At 31.8% G+C, this 16,873-nt stretch carries 16 protein-coding genes and 1 tRNA gene; 5 read left to right on the top strand and 12 right to left on the bottom strand.

Annotated features, from left to right (window positions below; genetic code table 11):
• Positions 1–10 precede the first annotated feature (10 nt).
• Genes dapB through E5167_RS06210 form a run of 4 tightly spaced genes read right to left on the bottom strand, consistent with a single transcriptional unit; the run spans position 11 to position 2,975 of the window.
• Entirely contained in the window at positions 11–715 is a 705-nt protein-coding gene (gene dapB, locus E5167_RS06225) for a 4-hydroxy-tetrahydrodipicolinate reductase (protein WP_136842216.1), read from the bottom strand.
• A 4-nt stretch (positions 716–719) separates the two neighbouring features.
• Positions 720–1,319: a DUF5683 domain-containing protein gene (locus tag E5167_RS06220; protein ID WP_136842214.1), complete on the bottom strand. Its 600-nt coding sequence runs from the start codon at positions 1,317–1,319 to the stop codon at positions 720–722.
• Positions 1,309–2,208 (bottom strand): ParB/RepB/Spo0J family partition protein, encoded by a 900-nt coding sequence (locus tag E5167_RS06215; protein WP_136842212.1) that lies wholly within the window; start codon positions 2,206–2,208, stop codon positions 1,309–1,311. The genes E5167_RS06220 and E5167_RS06215 overlap by 11 nt, the downstream gene beginning before the upstream one ends.
• Positions 2,208–2,975, bottom strand: a complete 768-nt coding sequence (locus E5167_RS06210) for a ParA family protein (protein WP_136842210.1) — start codon at positions 2,973–2,975, stop codon at positions 2,208–2,210. The genes E5167_RS06215 and E5167_RS06210 overlap by 1 nt, the downstream gene beginning before the upstream one ends.
• 290 nt (positions 2,976–3,265) lie before the next feature.
• Here E5167_RS06210 and E5167_RS06205 point away from each other — a divergent pair, with 290 nt between their 5' ends.
• The 3 genes from E5167_RS06205 (at position 3,266) to E5167_RS06195 (ending at position 6,843) form a co-directional block, all read left to right on the top strand.
• On the top strand, positions 3,266–4,405 hold the full coding sequence (locus tag E5167_RS06205) for a helix-turn-helix domain-containing protein (RefSeq protein WP_136842208.1): 1,140 nt from the start codon (positions 3,266–3,268) through the stop codon (positions 4,403–4,405).
• 87 nt (positions 4,406–4,492) lie between these two features.
• Positions 4,493–5,734 carry a hypothetical protein gene (locus tag E5167_RS06200; RefSeq protein ID WP_136842206.1) on the top strand — a complete coding sequence of 414 codons (1,242 nt, stop codon included), beginning with the start codon at positions 4,493–4,495 and terminating at the stop codon, positions 5,732–5,734.
• A complete protein-coding gene (locus E5167_RS06195) occupies positions 5,731–6,843 on the top strand; it encodes a serine hydrolase domain-containing protein (RefSeq protein WP_136842204.1) in 1,113 nt (370 codons plus the stop codon). The genes E5167_RS06200 and E5167_RS06195 overlap by 4 nt, the downstream gene beginning before the upstream one ends.
• A 448-nt stretch (positions 6,844–7,291) precedes the next feature.
• On the opposite strand, the gene E5167_RS06190 is transcribed toward E5167_RS06195, so the two are convergent.
• From E5167_RS06190 to E5167_RS06160, 7 genes are all read right to left on the bottom strand, one after another.
• Entirely contained in the window at positions 7,292–8,581 is a 1,290-nt protein-coding gene (locus E5167_RS06190; protein WP_169301388.1) for a pepsin/retropepsin-like aspartic protease family protein, read from the bottom strand.
• A gap of 100 nt (positions 8,582–8,681) precedes the next feature.
• On the bottom strand, positions 8,682–10,802 hold the full coding sequence (gene scpA, locus E5167_RS06185; protein WP_169301397.1) for a methylmalonyl-CoA mutase: 2,121 nt from the start codon (positions 10,800–10,802) through the stop codon (positions 8,682–8,684).
• A complete protein-coding gene (locus E5167_RS06180) occupies positions 10,799–11,434 on the bottom strand; it encodes a hypothetical protein (protein WP_136842199.1) in 636 nt (211 codons plus the stop codon). Before E5167_RS06180 ends, scpA begins: the two co-directional genes overlap by 4 nt.
• Positions 11,435–11,450: 16 nt before the next feature.
• Positions 11,451–12,824 (bottom strand): methylmalonyl-CoA mutase subunit beta, encoded by a 1,374-nt coding sequence (locus E5167_RS06175; protein ID WP_136842197.1) that lies wholly within the window; start codon positions 12,822–12,824, stop codon positions 11,451–11,453.
• Complete coding sequence (locus tag E5167_RS06170) at positions 12,817–13,149, bottom strand: FtsB family cell division protein (RefSeq protein WP_262709578.1); 333 nt, start codon at positions 13,147–13,149, stop codon at positions 12,817–12,819. Before E5167_RS06170 ends, E5167_RS06175 begins: the two co-directional genes overlap by 8 nt.
• On the bottom strand, positions 13,149–13,754 hold the full coding sequence (gene udk, locus E5167_RS06165) for a uridine kinase (protein ID WP_136842195.1): 606 nt from the start codon (positions 13,752–13,754) through the stop codon (positions 13,149–13,151). Before udk ends, E5167_RS06170 begins: the two co-directional genes overlap by 1 nt.
• Positions 13,755–13,790: 36 nt before the next feature.
• The gene (locus E5167_RS06160; RefSeq protein ID WP_136842193.1) at positions 13,791–14,921 is read right to left on the bottom strand and encodes a PQQ-dependent sugar dehydrogenase; all 1,131 of its coding nucleotides are present in this window, start codon (positions 14,919–14,921) and stop codon (positions 13,791–13,793) included.
• A gap of 95 nt (positions 14,922–15,016) precedes the next feature.
• Between E5167_RS06160 and E5167_RS06155 the strand changes: the two genes are divergently transcribed.
• Positions 15,017–15,091 (top strand) — tRNA-Pro (locus E5167_RS06155).
• 37 nt (positions 15,092–15,128) lie between these two features.
• On the opposite strand, the gene E5167_RS06150 is transcribed toward E5167_RS06155, so the two are convergent.
• On the bottom strand, positions 15,129–15,968 hold the full coding sequence (locus tag E5167_RS06150) for a GIN domain-containing protein (protein ID WP_136842190.1): 840 nt from the start codon (positions 15,966–15,968) through the stop codon (positions 15,129–15,131).
• A 294-nt stretch (positions 15,969–16,262) separates the two neighbouring features.
• Here E5167_RS06150 and E5167_RS06145 point away from each other — a divergent pair, with 294 nt between their 5' ends.
• On the top strand, positions 16,263–16,841 hold the full coding sequence (locus E5167_RS06145; RefSeq protein WP_136842188.1) for a YceI family protein: 579 nt from the start codon (positions 16,263–16,265) through the stop codon (positions 16,839–16,841).
• Positions 16,842–16,873: the final 32 nt, after the last annotated feature.

The raw sequence follows: 16,873 nt of genomic DNA, 5'->3' as shown, positions 1-16,873 counted from the left end.
ATAAATCATCTTAACCAATATTTAACACATCATTCATAGTAAATACACCAGTTTTACCAATAATCCATTCGGAAGCAATAACAGCTCCTAAAGCAAACCCTTCTCTATTATGTGCTGTATGCGACATAGAAATAGTATCTACATTTGAGGTGTAATTTACAAAATGAGTTCCAGGAACTGCATCAATACGCTTTGATTCTATAGGAATGGTAGTTTTGCTCTTCTCTTGACCCAAAGACCAATCACTGTAATGAGTATTTTCTATAATGCCTTCGGCTAGTGTTATTGCTGTGCCACTTGGTGCATCCAGTTTTTGTGTATGATGAATTTCTTCTAAATCCACTTTATATTGTGATAAATTAGCCATCATTTTTGCTAATAGTTTGTTTAGCTCAAAAAATATATTTACACCTAAACTAAAATTCGAGGCATAAATAAATGCACCATCCTTTTTGTTAGCCAAAGCAACCATATCGCTATAGTTTTTTAACCAACCAGTAGTCCCAGAAATAACAGGAACACCATTTTTTATACAATTAGAAATATTTTTAACTGCAGCTTCAGGAATGCTGAAATCTATAGCAACATCTGCTGTTTGGATATTGTGTTTATCAATATCATCACTAATTTTTAAAACAATAGAATGACCACGCTCTACAGCTATCTTTTCTATAGCTTTTCCCATTTTTCCGTAGCCTAGTAAAGCAATTTTCATTTACCTAAAATTTAAAATCTAAAGTAAGACCTAAGTTAGTTGTAGCGTCCATGTCATTAAAGTTAAAATGAGGTTTAATCGCCAAATTATCATCTACATTATATTGTAATAAATGCGCGTCAACGTTGGCATCAATAATGTTTAAAGCATAAATACCAATGGTTACTAAAAGTGAAATTTCTTTGTTCCTACGTAGTGTACGTTGTGCTCTAATTAACCCATCGTTGGAAATATTAGGAGATGCTAATGGACTTTCATCTGTGTTTTCTCCCCAAAACTCATCATCACTAAAACCAGCCAAACGACGCTTGTAAGCATTTCGGTATCTTTTATAATCTTTGTTGTTATCTGCATAAAAATAAATACCTGTTCCTAAGGCAGCATAGACAATAGGGATTTTCCAATATTTTTTATTATAGGCTTGTCCTAAACCTGGTAAAATTGCCGAGTAAAAAGCAGCTCTTGAAGGTCTTAACGGATCTATAGGTTTTTTTGTGATAGAATCTTGAATCACAATAGTTTCACCAACAGTGTCTTCGTTTTGTGAGATTGCCGCAAAAGGTAATAGTAGTATTACGACTAAAAGAAAAGCCTTATTTTTCACGTTGAACGAGTTTCTTTATTCTATTAAAATCTTCTTCAGAATGAAATGGGATCGTAATTTTTCCACTGCCATTCTTTCCTAGTTTAACGTGTATTTTATGTCCAAAGTATTCCGATATTTCCTTAACGCCTTTTTTAATGTATTTTGGTGTTTCAGGGGTTTTTGGTACAGTTACTTCTTTATTTTGGTGATAGTTTTTAACCAATTGTTCCGTTTGTCTAACCGATAATTTGCTAGTTAAAATTTTCTCGTAAATTTCAAGTTGCGCTATATGGTCTTCAATATTAATAATGGCACGACCATGTCCCATAGATATAAAACCATCGCGCATGCCTGTTTGAATGATAGGGTCTAATTTTAATAGGCGCAAATAGTTAGCTATGGTAGAACGTTTTTTACCAACACGTTCGCTCATTTGCTCTTGCGTGAGGTTTATTTCATCAATTAAACGTTGGTATGATAAAGCAATTTCAATAGGATCTAAATCCTGACGTTGAATATTTTCAACTAATGCCATTTCTAACGATTCTTGGTCGTTGGCAATTCTAATATAGGCAGGAATGGTTTTTAAGCCTACCAAAGAAGAAGCTCTAAAACGACGTTCACCTGAGACTAATTGGTACTTGTTAAACGCAATTTTTCGAACTGTAATAGGCTGAATAACCCCTAATTCTTTTATAGAAGAGGCTAATTCGCGTAGTGATTCTTCGTTGAATTTTGTACGTGGTTGAAACGGATTGACTTCAATTCTATCTAATTCTAACTCTACAATATTGCCAACTACTTTGTCGGCATTTTTATCTTGAGCCGATTGTATATCGTTGCTTGGGTCTTTCAATAGCGCTGAAAGTCCTCTGCCTAATGCTTGTTTTTTTGTTGCCTTCGCCATTAATCTTCATTTTTTGTAATCACTTCCTTAGCCAAACTTAAGTAATTTGTTGCGCCTTTGCTACTTACATCGTAGTTAATTATGCTTTCGCCATAGCTAGGTGCTTCTCCTAAGCGTACGTTTCGTTGGATAATAGTTTGAAATACCATATCTGTAAAATGTTTTTGAACCTCTTCAACTACTTGGTTTGAGAGTCGTAATCTAGAATCGTACATGGTTAATAATAAGCCTTCAATATCTAAGGCTTCATTATGTATTTTTTGTACGCTTTTAATCGTGTTTAGTAATTTTCCAAGACCTTCTAAAGCAAAATATTCGCATTGAATAGGGATTATAACAGAATCGGATGCAGTTAAGGCATTTAGAGTTAATAACCCTAATGATGGAGCGCAGTCTATTAAAATATAGTCGTAAGCCGATTTTAAATGCGTGATTGCTTTTTTAAGCATGTATTCGCGCTGTTCTTTATCGACTAGTTCAATTTCAATAGCGACCAAGTCTATATGCGCCGGAATAACATCTACGTTAGGTGCGTTTGATGGGATGATACATTCTTCGGCAGAACAGCTATGTTCTAAAAGTTGATAGGTTCCCATAGAAACACTTTCAACATCGATGCCTAATCCTGAGGTGGCATTCGCTTGAGGGTCGGCATCTATAAGTAGGACTTTTTTTTCTAAAACGCCAAGTGAAGCCGCTAAATTTACCGAGGTAGTTGTTTTACCAACACCTCCTTTTTGATTAGCGATTGCTATTATTTTACCCATTGATTGATTTGGTTTTACTCTATAATCGAGATTTATATATTTCGAATATTGCTTCGAAATATATATACTTTTTATTAAATGTCTCGAATGCTTAATAGAGCTAATTTACTAGCAGTAAAAATACAATTATTTGCGAGTTTAAGAAATTGAAGTTGTTAACAAAAAGGATGAGTTTTTTAGCATTTTTTATTTATTATGAACTATAAAACAGGACGCATTACGAAACTGGTTGTAAACTATACCATTTGTTATAAAACGTTTTATATTTTTGTTTCAGGTAGTTGTCAATTATGAAATACATATTAGATGCTTTTACAATACTAGGGTTAGGTGTTTCTTTCCTTTCTTTTTTTATTTCGTTGTTTTTTCTTTTTCAAAAAAAGTTTAAAAACGACCACTATCTGTATTTATACATTTCAATTTTGATTTTAGGGTTTGAAATGTTATACAAGACCTTAATTCATAGTCGTCTAATTTATGATTTTCAATGGCTATATCATCCAGGAAGGTTTCACAATCTTTTGATTTATCCTGTTTTTCTGTTTTTTGTTTGGTATGTTATAAAACCCGAATTTAAGCTAAAACCTGCTCACAAGTTACTCTTGTTAGTTTTTATATTATATGGTTTATACGTGTTTGTTTCGAGTTTATTTATTCCTTCAAATGAAAAAATAGAAATGTTAAACGCTTTTTATAATGATAATAGACCTGGACCTTTTAATTATTGGATTAATGTAAAAACACTTATCAAATCTACAGTAATTCCAATTCTATTTTTAGGAGTTATTGGATATAACTTTTTTAAGTTTAAAAGAAAAACTAAAACAATTCAAAGTAAGCGTCTTATAAGAATACTTTCTGTTATCATTATAATATATTTCTTGTTTAACCAATTTTCAAATCTATTATATAGATGGATTTATAGAGCAACTAAGTTTTCAATGATAGAATGGCCAATCGATATTACTTTTATATGCCTACTCTTATTGTTACTGTCTGTTTTGGCACTTATGGTAAATACTGGAAGTACATTTTTACCGCCAATTAAATACAGCAGGAGTATTTTAGAGAACGACACATACAAGGTTATAATAGATAAAGCCAAACAACATATTGAAAGCAACAAATTGTATAAAAAAGAAAAATTAACACTTGGCGAACTTTCAAAAAGCATAAATACCAATCCAAAATATCTATCTCAAGCTATTAATGATTATTTACAACTAAGTTTTGTGGATTTTATTAATAGCTATCGTGTTGAAGAAGCTAAAAAATTAATGCTTGACAAAACAAATGCAAATTTAACTCTAGAAGCCATTGGGTTAATGTCTGGGTTTAAATCGAAATCCGCTTTTTTTAGAGCCTTTAAAAAAGCTACACAACTTACACCAAATCAATTTTTAAAATCTAAAAGAGGTTCCAATTCTTGAATTGAACCTTTATAGTCTTCATTTTATAAGGATTTCTTTTTTTTCATTTCGATTTTTGTTCCATCAAAAACTCAAAATAATAATGAAATGAAAAAAATAATTTTATCAATACTAATTTGTTTTACAGCTTTATTACAAGCTAATTCGTTTAATGATAAAGATGCTACAAGAGTTGTTTATTATTCGACTGTAGAATTTGTAGAAACGCCTTTATCTTACATTAAAGGCAGTGTTCCTTTAACAAAGGAGGTAGCGTTAAAGCGCAATCATTATAGGTTTAGTTATGATTTGCAAAATAGGTTAACTTCTATAGCATTTTATAATGGTACTGCTCCTAGGCATCCTAACCATACGGCAAACTTGTTTACACTAGCACATCGAATGGAGTTTTTTTACGAAAATGATTTGGAGAAAGTGCGCTTCTTTGATACAAAAGGCAAACGAACTACAGTATTAGGAAATTGTAGCGAATTTGTATTTAAACTCAATAAATTAGGCTTTAGGGAATCACTTTACTTTTTAGATGATTCTGGCAATAGAGTTGAAAATAGTTGGGATATTTTTGAATATAAATGGGAGTATTTAAGCGATGGAACTGTTATTGAAGACCGATTTAATAAAAATGGAAAGCAAGCATCCATTCGTCCAGGATTCGAGTTTTATAGGCTAAAATTATATTTCAATACACTTGGGCATATTGCGTTAATGCAAAATATTGATAACGAAGGTAATTTGGTGGAAAATTCTTCTGGAGCGTCGCAAGACAATATTACCACCAATGCTGAGGGCAATTTTTTACAATGGCAGGTTTTAGATAATAACCATCAACTTGAAAAAGGGAATGGTCCAGATGTGGCTGTTGGAATTCAACAGTTTAACAAGTATGGCTATGAGAGTGGTTTAGAGCATCGCGATGAAAATAACAACTTAATGTATAGTGCTTACGGAATTTGTAAAAGTAAAACACAGTTTGATGAGTTTGGAAACATCTCCGAAAGAACCTTCTATAATGATGCCAATCAGCCATCCAATCATAAAAATGCTGGTTACCATAAGCTAAAAATTAAATGGGATAAATCTGGAAATTATAGAGAATTACTTTCTTATTTTAATGTAAATGATAAACCTACAGTTCACGCTACTAGAGGATATCATTCGGTAAAATATCATTATCATAGAAATAAAAATCTTTCTAGAATTGATTATTTAGATGTGAGTGGAGAATTAGTGAATAGAAAGGATAATGGTGTTGCATATATCACTTATCAATATAAAAATGGAGAGCAAGCAAGTATGTTAAGGTTTAATAAAGAAGGAAAAAAACTATGAAAACGTCAGTAAGAACAATGCACACAAAAAAATATACCATACTCTTTACTGTTTTAATGTATTGCAGTTTTGTTATGGTAGGGCAGCATTCAACTATCTTAGCAGAAGAATTAAAAAGCACTTTAAATACGTATTATAAAAATAAAGAGTTTAACGGTACTGTATTGGTTGCCAAAAAGGGAACAATTCTTTATCAAGGCGCTTTTGGATATGCCAATATTGAAAAGAACATTAACAACACCACTAACACAAAATTTTTAATTGGGTCTGCTACAAAGTCATTCACAGCAATCGCCATTATGCAAGCTAGAGAAAAAGGTCTTGTGGAGTTGCATACACCTATTAAAAAGTATATTCCAGAGTTGAATGATGAATTAGGTAAGTTAACCTTACATTTTTTAATGAAAAATTCCTCCGGACTTCCAGTACATTTAAATAGAATCACCCAGTTGGAGCATCGGGACATTAGTAGCAAAGAGTTAATAAAATTATATAACACCACCAAACTTGCCTTTAAGCCAGGAAGTAAATACGAGTATTCTAACCTTAACTATCAATTATGTGCCATTGTCTTAGAGCGTGTTACTGGAATGCCATATAAAGATTATATGGAGACGCATATTTTTAAACCTCTTAACATGCATAATTCAGGAATTGAAAGAACTAATAAGGTAGCTAAAGATAAAGCCTTAGGGTATGATTTAAACAATGGTAAATTTGTAAAATCGGATGATAATTTTATGAGTTACGCTAAAGGTGGCGGCGATATTTATGCCAATGCATTAGATTTACTAAAATGGGATTCGGCACTTTACTCAAATACATTGGTTAATGATAAGAGTAAACAATTATTGTATGATGGTAGCCCAAATGCATTTGGTACTTATGGCTATGGTTTTAAGGTAAAAACGTATAATAGAAGTTCAAGTAAGAAGATTACTGGAAAACTAGTTAGGCATGGAGGCTCCATGTATGGTTATATTTGTAATATCCACAGATATTTAGATGATGAAGTTTTAATAGTTGTTTTAGGAAACATGAGACCTTACCCAACTATGGAAATTACATTGACTGTTGAAAATACCTTGAGAAATTATAATGTGTTATAATAAGTATATTACTTTTCAAAGAAGCATTCGAATACCAATATTTAGAATGCTTCTCTAAAGTTTTAATTCAAAAAATACAATTATTTGTGAGTTTAGGAAATTGAAGTTGTTAACAAATGGGGTGTGTTTTTTTTACAATAAAGACATTACTGATAATTATTATAAATATTCGGGATCAATTTTTGAGGTTTCGTTTACGGTCTCGTATAACCGTCAGTTACGGGTTAATATGCGTTAATATTTGGTTTGGCAAAGACTTTAGCAATTACGGCGGATTCGACTACGTTTGAATCCGCCGTAATTGCGGTTATACATTGTTAGCAGTAGTTTTTATTCTAAATTGAGATTACTACATTTTTTCATTTCATTCATTTTTTATTAGGGAAGATCTTATCGGTTAAATACTTTGGGTCTTAATGAAGTTTAACAAACTAACTTTTACTTTCTTCTATTTAAAAATCACTGAGGATTCTTTAAAACTAATAATCATTTTTTGATGTTGCTTAATATAATCTTGTCCAAGATTACCATCTAAATGACCTTCTCCACCTATTTCTTCTGGATTTAACTTTACATTATTTAAAATAGCCGACTTTCCCCCAATGTTTAAAGATAAACTATCTAATATATAACCTTTCATTTTTTCATTTCCACCAACTCCTACCAATTTAAAGTCTTGAAGTTTATAAATACTTTGAATTTTCTTTTTATTTTTTTCATAAAACGAATTGTACAAAATAGTAGATGATGCTCCAGTATCTAAACTAAAACTCAAAGAATCATTTTCGTAAATTACTTCTACGATTGGAGTTCGTTCATCTATCGCTAAATTTTTATTAGGGTATAAATTTGTTTTTTTTGGAATAAATAATTCATTGTTATTCGTTAAATGAATTTCTTCCATTGCACGAATAACAGGATAACCGATAATCCCTTTGATATAATAATTTGCTGAAGGGAAAGATAAGTCCTTATCTTTAAAAACTAGGAAGATAACATTCTGTATGGTTAAATTATTTATTCTGATTTCTTTTGCAATTGCTAATTTACTTTTGATTTTTTTTCCAGTAATAGCAGTTGCATCTATATCAACATTCAATATGTTAAACCCAAGTTCAATTGCCTGAGATTCTTGAATTACAGAAATACTAGCTCCTGTGTCGAAAATGAAATCTACCTTTTTTAACCCAGAATTGACTTCTAAATTTGATAATCCAGCTTTATCTTTTTTAAATTTTATTAAAACATCTTTATTTTTAATAAGTCGCTGTTTTTCTACATTCTTTAGGGCATCATACATTCCTAAGTTTTTCTTTGCATCAACAAGGGTTAAAGAATCAATGTAATTGCTATATTTTTCAACTAGTATTTTTTGATTTTGATATGCTTTTTTGTATTCAAATAAACTAAAATGATTTGCTACCGTTCTGTAATATACATTTTTCATTAAAGAGTCAGGTAACGAGTTAGGTTTCTCTATAAGAGACTTGAAATATTTATTAGATTTTTTAGCATCATTAAAAACATTATAAATTAATCCATTATAATATTTATAATAATCCGAAGATAAATTCAACTTAGATTTGTCAATAATATTTTTTAGAGTAAAGTAGCTTTGATTATGTTCCAAATTCGAAAACTCTTCTATTATATCATAGTTTATCTCCTTAGTATCACCGCAACTTAAAAGTAAGGTAAAAAGTATAGTATATAATAATGTTTGTTTTATTTTAGTCATGTTCATTGGTTTTTAAAATTACTGCTAACGTCTGTCTATGAACTTGTTTAAAGACCGTGTACACGAAGTTGTCAGTTTTTTCATTAAGAATTAAGCAAAGCTACTCAATCAAAATCTCTAAAATTTTAATCGCAGCCTCACTAATTTTTGTTCCTGGACCAAACACAGCCACAGCACCAGCATCAAATAAATATTGGTAGTCTTGTTTTGGTATCACGCCACCAACAATAACCATAATATCGTCGCGACCATAGCTCTTTAACGCTTCAATTACTTTTGGCACCAATGTTTTGTGTCCAGCAGCTAATGAGGAGACACCTAAAATGTGTACATCGTTCTCCACCGCTTGTTTGGCAGCTTCTTCTGGTGTTTGAAATAATGGGCCAATGTCCACATCAAAACCAACATCAGCATAACCAGTGGCTACTACTTTGGCACCGCGATCGTGACCGTCTTGTCCCATTTTGGCAATCATGATACGAGGTCGTCGTCCATCTTGCTCTGCAAATTGGTCGGCTAATGCTTTAGCTCTTTTAAAGGAGTTGTCGTCTTTTATTTCTTTACTATACACGCCTGAAAATGATTTTATTTGTGCTTTATATCGTCCAAAAACTGCTTCAAGAGCATCGCTAATTTCACCCAGAGTTGCTCTTTCTCTTGCCGCATTTACTGCTAAAGCTAATAAATTTTCTTTACCTGTTTTTGCAGCTTCGGTTAATTTTGATAATGCTTGTTTAACAGCATCGTTATTTCTAGATGCTTTTAACTGTTGCAATTGTGCAATTTGAGCATTTCTTACCGTTTGATTATCTACCTCTAAAATATGTAAAGGATCTTCTTCTTTAAGTTGGTATTTATTAACACCTACAATAATATCTTGACCAGAATCAATACGTGCTTGTTTGCGTGCTGCGGCTTCTTCAATTCTCATTTTAGGGATACCAGCTTCAATGGCTTTGGTCATACCTCCCAGATCTTCAATCTCTTCTATTAAAGCCCATGCTTTTTGTGCAATATCGTGTGTGAGTTTTTCAACATAATAACTTCCAGCCCAAGGATCAACCGTTTTAGTAATGTTGGTTTCTTCCTGAAGGTATATTTGCGTGTTTCGTGCAATTCTTGCTGAAAAATCAGTTGGTAATGCAATAGCTTCATCTAAAGCATTAGTATGTAAACTTTGTGTGCCACCAAAAGCTGCAGCAGCCGCTTCAATAGTGGTTCTAGCGACATTATTAAATGGGTCTTGTTCGGTTAAACTCCAGCCACTAGTTTGGCAATGTGTACGCAATGCCAACGATTTTTGGTTTTTAGGATTGAATTGTTTTACCAGTTTTGCCCACAACATTCTGGCTGCTCGCATTTTGGCAATTTCCATAAAATGATTCATCCCAATAGCCCAGAAAAATGACAATCTAGGAGCGAAGGTATCGATGTCCATGCCTGCTTCGAGTCCTTTTCTAATATATTCTAAACCATCTGCTAAAGTATAAGCCAACTCTATATCGCAGGTGGCACCAGCTTCTTGCATATGGTATCCAGAAATACTAATACTGTTAAATTTTGGCATGTTCTGGCTCGTGTATTCAAAAATATCAGAAATGATCTTCATCGATGGTGTAGGAGGGTAGATGTAGGTGTTTCGTACCATAAACTCCTTAAGGATGTCATTTTGAATGGTTCCGGTTAGTTGTTGAGGTGTGACACCTTGTTCTTCAGCAGCTACAATATAAAATGCCATGATTGGTAATACTGCACCATTCATGGTCATGGAAACCGACATTTTATCAAGTGGAATCTGGTCAAACAACACTTTCATATCTTCAACAGAATCAATCGCGACACCAGCTTTTCCAACATCACCAACGACACGTTCATGGTCACTATCATAACCACGATGTGTTGCTAAATCGAATGCGACTGAGAGTCCTTTTTGTCCTGCAGCTAAATTACGTCTGTAAAAAGCGTTGCTTTCTTCGGCAGTGGAAAACCCAGCATATTGCCTAATGGTCCAAGGTCGTCTTACATACATAGTACTGTAAGGTCCACGTAAGTTAGGCGCAATACCAGCAACAAAACCGAAATGTTCTACATCTTTTAAACTGTTTTTAGAGTATTGAGATGTTACAAGAATATCTTCGGCGGTTTTAAACTCAGAAGTTTCTAATTTTTGGTTTTTGGTTTTTGATTTTAATTTAATATGTTGGATGTTTTTTCTCATTATTTCAATATAATCTTGTCAAGGTATGGATCGAAATTCATTTCGTTAATTGTTGACAATTGTATAAAAACTGTTTGTCCTTTTGAGGAAATGATATACGACGTATTATATACATCGTTTTTCATGCTTTTACCACTTACTTTATATACAGCTTTAAATAGTTGCTGCTTTTTATCGCCACCATACTTAGCTGTGATTTTGGTGAATTGAGCATCGCTATTTTGTTTTACTTTGTTATTGTTTTCATTAATTAAACCAAGTAATTGAGGTGCATCATCTTTTGTAAAAGCAAAGTAAGGACGTGTATTAATTGTAAATGTTGAACCGTTTTCTTTGTTATAATATATGTATAGGGAACCATCCATTTTATTTAAAGACTGTAAGCGTTCGGTTTCAATTTCGTACTCCTTTTTTGTAGTTAACGAATCTAATAAACGTTGGTATCTTGTAAGCGAATATCTTTCGAATGCTTCCGGAAGGTAAATTTGCGTTCCAGTGTCTTCTAAGAAATGGTATTTTCCAGATAAATTCTCTGAAGAAGTATTCTCATTACTAGTTTTTGAATTACCATTATTGTTACATGATAATGTAATGAGTAAAATACTTATTAATATATAGTATGATTTAAAATTCATAATTTTTAGTAGTAGGTTATTTTTCATTATCTAATCGCTCTTTTTCAATTGCTTCGGATAGCCTGATAGGTATAATAGGTTCGATAAGTGTTTTTCTTTTGTTGATTTTTAAAAACGGAAAACGCTCCAAGTCGTTTTTCATTTTATCATTTTTATTTATGTGCTTGTTGGTTCCTAACAGTACAATTTTTTCTGCATCAAATAATTCTTGTTCTTTTGAAGCACTTTCTTTAATTTTTCTTTGAATGATGCCTTCTTTTAACTGTTTAAGAAACCCTCCATTTTTTTCAATGTCTTTAAAAATAGCTAAGGCTTTATCTGCTAATTGCGTGGTTAAAGTTTCAATATAATAAGCACCTTCAGTAGGATTGTTTACAGCATCAAAATAACTTTCGTGTTTTAATACTAATAACTGATTTCTGGCTATGCGCTCTCCAAACTCATTATCGTTATGATATATAGCATCATATCTTAAGTTGCTAATAAAATCAACACTTCCCAAGCTGGCACTCATACTTTCTGTAGTAGTGCGAAGTAAGTTGGTGTTATAGTCGTAAATAGTTTTATTGCGTTTAGTTGGAACTGCATTAATAATACAAGAAGACGGGTTAGCATAATACTCTAATGCTAAGGTGTGCCATAATAATCTTAATGCTTTTAGTTTAGCAATTTCAAAAAAGTAATTAGAGCCAACAGCAACATTAAACACTACGTTGTTTTTAATACTGTTTCCCAAATGATTTAAGTATTCGTTAGCATGAGCCAAAGCATAAGCTAATTGTTGGGTGATGTTTGCTCCAGAATTTTGATACAACGATACATTAATAGATAATGACGATTTTAAAGATGTATTATTTGCAATTATATTTTCTAAAATAGCGTGATCTTCTTTTAAATTTTCATACCAATTGCCACTTTTAGCAAGGTGTCCAATAATATCAGTTAGTAAATAAAAGTTAGCTTGCTCTTTTTTTGCTATGTCGTTTAAAGATGCCGCATATTTTTTTGATAAAAAAGCTAACTCAAATAGTATTGAAACATTCTTTAAATCTATATTGTTTAATAATTCCGAAGGATTTATTGTGTCGTTTGATATGATGAAATGTAAACTTTCGGCACCTCTGTTTAAAACATCAATAGCTTTTTTGTTAGCCTCACTAGTGTTTTCAACATAAATGGTTTGGTAAATTTTCCAACTGTGGTTTGTGTTTATTGGAGGTAGGGTATTTTCAAGATCTTCGGTACTATAAAAAGGTTTAACATCGATGCCTTCAGGAGAATGCCAAATAAGTGTGTCGTTATAATCGGCTCCTTTTAAATCTAACTGAATTTTTTGTTTCCAAGCTTTAGCAGAAACAGGTTTAAATTCGTTGAATAACTTTTTACTCATTTGTACTGTTTTTAAGGCTGTCTTCGTATTCGATTAAATAAATTTCTTCGTTCTTTTTTTTCATATGATATTTTTCTCTGCCGTATTTCTCGATGCCTTCTTCACTCTTTAGCTTTTTTATTTCCTTTTTATCTTTTTCAATCTCACTTTTATAATATGCTTTTTCGTTTTCAAGAGCTTCGATATCGTTGTTTAATTCGTTGTGAATAAACCAAGAGTTAGCATCAAAAAAAAGCATCCAAATAGCAAAGACAATTAAAATGACAAAGGATACATTTTTAAAAGGCTTAAAAAAGCGTTTGTATTTATTTATAAAATCAGCCACTATAATCGTTCGTTAATAATTGTTTTTACTATGTCAACTGCAACGGTATTGTATTTATTGTTTGGTATGATGATATCGGCATACTCTTTCATTGGCTCTATAAATTGTTCGTGCATTGGTTTTAAAGTGGTTTGATAACGAGAAAGTACTTCGTTCAGGTCTCTTCCTCTTTCTGAAATATCACGTTTTAAACGTCTAATTAAGCGTTCATCACTGTCGGCATGCACAAATATTTTAATATCAAACATGTCGCGAAGCTCAGGATTGGTAAGAATTAAAATTCCCTCAACAATCATTACTTTTCTTGGATGAGTAAGAATAGTATCTCCAGTTCTGTTATGTTGCACAAAAGAATATACAGGTTGATTTATAGGTTTTTGATCTTTTAACTCTTTTAAGTGATTGGTTAACAAATCGAAATCTATAGAGCGAGGGTGATCAAAATTAATCTTTACACGTTGTTCATAGCTTAAATGCGTGGTGTCTTGGTAATAAGAATCTTGCGAAATTATGCCAACTTCACCTTCAGGTAATTCGTTTAGAATTTGGTTTACTACTGTTGTTTTTCCACATCCTGTTCCTCCAGCAATTCCAATTATAAGCATGAATGTTTTGTTTGATTATTAAGGGCAAATTTAAGATTATTTCTTCGGAATTATTTTAACAATACCAACATTTTCAACACCAACGTATATATAACCGTCTGGTCCTTGTTTAACCGATCGTACACGACCTAATCCTTCAATTAGTTTTTCTTCTTTAACTACCTTATTATTTTCAATAACGCACCTATTTAAATATTGAAATTTTAGCGAACCAACAAGTAAGTTTCCTTTCCATCCAGGGTAAATGTTACTAGTTATAAATTCCATACCGCTTGGAGCAATTGAAGGATCCCAGTAATGAATAGGTTGTTCCATACCTTCCTTTTTAGTAATATCAGTAAATTTTGTACCACTATAGTTAATACCATAACTTATTACTGGCCAACCATAGTTCTTTCCAGATTCGATTATGTTTATTTCGTCACCACCTTTAGGACCATGTTCATGTGTCCATATTTTACCAGTTTCTGGATGTTTAACCATACCCTGAGGGTTTCTATGACCATATGAATAAATGGCTTTCTTAGCATTTCGGTCTTTTACTAAAGGGTTGTCAACAGGAATTTTACCATCGTCATGAATACGATAAATTTTACCACCATCGCGCTCAATATTTTGCGGATTTACATCTCTATTACCTCTATCACCAATCGAAAAATATAAATATCCATCATTATCAAATTCCAATCTAGAACCAAAATGTTGTCCACGACTGCTGTTAGGGCTAGCTTTATACATCAATTTTTTTTCGACAGCTGTATTATTTTCGATTTTAAATCTCATGATAGCTGTATTGGCGCCATTACCTTCACCTTCAGCTGATGCATACGATATATATATCCAACCGTTGCTTTTATATTCTGGATGTAGTTCAATATCCATTAAACCACCTTGCCCCTGTACTTTAATTTCTGGTAAGTCATTAATTTTAAAGATTTTACCGTTTTTAAAATGAATTAACTCGCCACTTTTTTCAGTAATTAGCATAGAGCCATCAGGCAAAAAGGTAAATCCCCAAGGAATACTTAAATTAGGTACTATAACTTCATGGGAATACTCAAAAACTGTAGAAGTATTAAGTGTTATGGACTCGTTAGTTTTTGTTTCTTTACATGAAATAAAATTAATAATAATCACTAGCGAAAAAACGAATTTATATAATTTCATTACTCAAAATATTTTGACTTTAAAATACGAATAAAAAATTATTTGTTCTTAAAAGAAAACTATATATTTGCACCTCTAATTTTAATAACCATTTTCGGGGTGTAGCGTAGCCCGGTTATCGCGCCGCGTTTGGGACGCGGAGGTCGCAGGTTCGAATCCTGCCACCCCGACAAAAAAAAGCTGAACATTTGTTCAGCTTTTTTTATTTTATATTTCTTTTTTATGAAGCTTTGCAGTATTTGCAAACTTATTTAGCGTAATTTTTGGTTCGTTATAAATATATACCTCACCATTACCTGTTACATCTATAAATAATTCTTCAGTAACATTAACAGCTACATCGCTATTGTCTTCTGAGAGTACTTCGCAATTAATAGAAACCAACTCTTTAGCTACAATGTTTGAAGAGTTTCCTGCTCTTACTTTTAATTTATCGAGATTGCCACGAACTTTTGCATCTGATCTATTATATAAATCTATATGCATTCTGTCGGCATTTATTAAAGCGTCGAGTTTGCTATTATCGTTTAACTCAAATTTAGTTTCGTTAGATGTTACATTAAGTTTTACTTTAGACCTTCCACTACTAATTAGACTAAAATTTTGCGATTTTACATTAAGAAAAACTTTTGAAGTACCACTACTTTTAACCGATACCCCTTCTAGATCAACTGAGGTTAAGGAGCTTATTTCTCCATCATCTATAGTCTCAATTTCTTTTAATGCTTTAGTATAAATAACTTTAATACTAAGTTTTTTACTGGAGGTTATTTTTTTAGTGGTTTTAAAAGTTAATACACTATCGGCTACATTAAATTTAATGACGTCGTGTAGGTTGTCATCAGCTTCAATAAATACTGATGCGCTTTCACCCTCAATAATATCTATAAAGAAATTTTCTCCTACCAAAATTTTATTGAAAGAGCTTATGGGTGTTTCTTGAGTAGTTACGCTTTTATTTCCTTTTATTCTTTCTTTTTTTTGTGCCTGAAGCGTAGTGCTTAAAAGCAAAATAAAAGTAAGTAGTAATCCTTTTTTAAGCATCATAATCAAAGTTTGTGTCTAACAAATATATGCAAAAAACCATCCTCTTATTGATAAAAGACTCAGAGATAATAAACAAGATTATCAAAATTGATTATCTCAACGCCAAAAATAATTAAGTAACTAACCTTCTTTGATGGATTAAACCATAAGTTTTTGTAATCGTTAGGTCATTCTTCGCTTTTCATTTTTTTTAAAATCAATAAAATATAAAAATACATAATACAATTTGAAATGATAAAAGTCATATTTTTTCCTTAATGATTTGATGACCTTTGAGGCATAAAATCAAACATAATGAAAAAAAGAAGTATTATAATAGTGGTAATATTTTCATTGTTGCTACTAAATGTAAAAGCATATTCACAAAGTTACGTTTTAGATAAATCCAACTCAACAATTACAGTTTCCGGCACTTCTAGCTTACATGACTGGGATATAATTTCAAACAACTTTAGCGGAAACATTCAACTTAAAGATTCTGTAACAGCTCAAATAGAAACCTTATTTGTTAGTATCCCATCCGAATCCTTAAAGAGTGGTAAGAAAGCTATGGATAAGAAAACTTATAAAGCATTAAAAACAGATGATTACAGCACAATATCTTTTAAAATGGTAAAGGTAAAATCGAGTAAAAAAGTAGATGACTCTACTTTTGAGATGAAGCTAGTTGGGGAAATAACAATTTGTGACGTTACAAAATTATTAGGTATAGACTTTCTACTTTCTAAAACAGGAGAAAACATAAATGCTACAGGAAGCTGTAAAATGAAGATGACTGACTTTAAAGTTGTACCACCAACAGCATTATTAGGGACAATAAAGACAGGAGATGATATTTCAATAAAGTTTAACGTAATGTTTTTAACTAAATAAAATTAATAAATAACTAAACAATTAATAATTAA

The organism is Pontimicrobium aquaticum (genome assembly GCF_005047595.1).
GTDB lineage: Bacteria > Bacteroidota > Bacteroidia > Flavobacteriales > Flavobacteriaceae > Pontimicrobium > Pontimicrobium aquaticum.
This window is presented reverse-complemented; position numbering and strand designations above follow the sequence as displayed.

What these genes read in the sequence shown, in the direction of transcription:
- dapB (WP_136842216.1), bottom strand. Translation starts at nt 715, where the DNA reads ATGAAAATTGCTTTACTAGGCTACGGAAAAATGGGAAAAGCTATAGAA.
- E5167_RS06215 (WP_136842212.1), bottom strand. Translation starts at nt 2,208, where the DNA reads ATGGCGAAGGCAACAAAAAAACAAGCATTAGGCAGAGGACTTTCAGCG.
- E5167_RS06210 (WP_136842210.1), bottom strand. Translation starts at nt 2,975, where the DNA reads ATGGGTAAAATAATAGCAATCGCTAATCAAAAAGGAGGTGTTGGTAAA.
- E5167_RS06205 (WP_136842208.1), top strand. Translation starts at nt 3,266, where the DNA reads ATGAAATACATATTAGATGCTTTTACAATACTAGGGTTAGGTGTTTCT.
- E5167_RS06200 (WP_136842206.1), top strand. Translation starts at nt 4,493, where the DNA reads ATGAAAAAAATAATTTTATCAATACTAATTTGTTTTACAGCTTTATTA.
- E5167_RS06195 (WP_136842204.1), top strand. Translation starts at nt 5,731, where the DNA reads ATGAAAACGTCAGTAAGAACAATGCACACAAAAAAATATACCATACTC.
- E5167_RS06190 (WP_169301388.1), bottom strand. Translation starts at nt 8,581, where the DNA reads ATGACTAAAATAAAACAAACATTATTATATACTATACTTTTTACCTTA.
- E5167_RS06180 (WP_136842199.1), bottom strand. Translation starts at nt 11,434, where the DNA reads ATGAATTTTAAATCATACTATATATTAATAAGTATTTTACTCATTACA.
- E5167_RS06175 (WP_136842197.1), bottom strand. Translation starts at nt 12,824, where the DNA reads ATGAGTAAAAAGTTATTCAACGAATTTAAACCTGTTTCTGCTAAAGCT.
- udk (WP_136842195.1), bottom strand. Translation starts at nt 13,754, where the DNA reads ATGCTTATAATTGGAATTGCTGGAGGAACAGGATGTGGAAAAACAACA.
- E5167_RS06160 (WP_136842193.1), bottom strand. Translation starts at nt 14,921, where the DNA reads ATGAAATTATATAAATTCGTTTTTTCGCTAGTGATTATTATTAATTTT.
- E5167_RS06150 (WP_136842190.1), bottom strand. Translation starts at nt 15,968, where the DNA reads ATGATGCTTAAAAAAGGATTACTACTTACTTTTATTTTGCTTTTAAGC.
- E5167_RS06145 (WP_136842188.1), top strand. Translation starts at nt 16,263, where the DNA reads ATGAAAAAAAGAAGTATTATAATAGTGGTAATATTTTCATTGTTGCTA.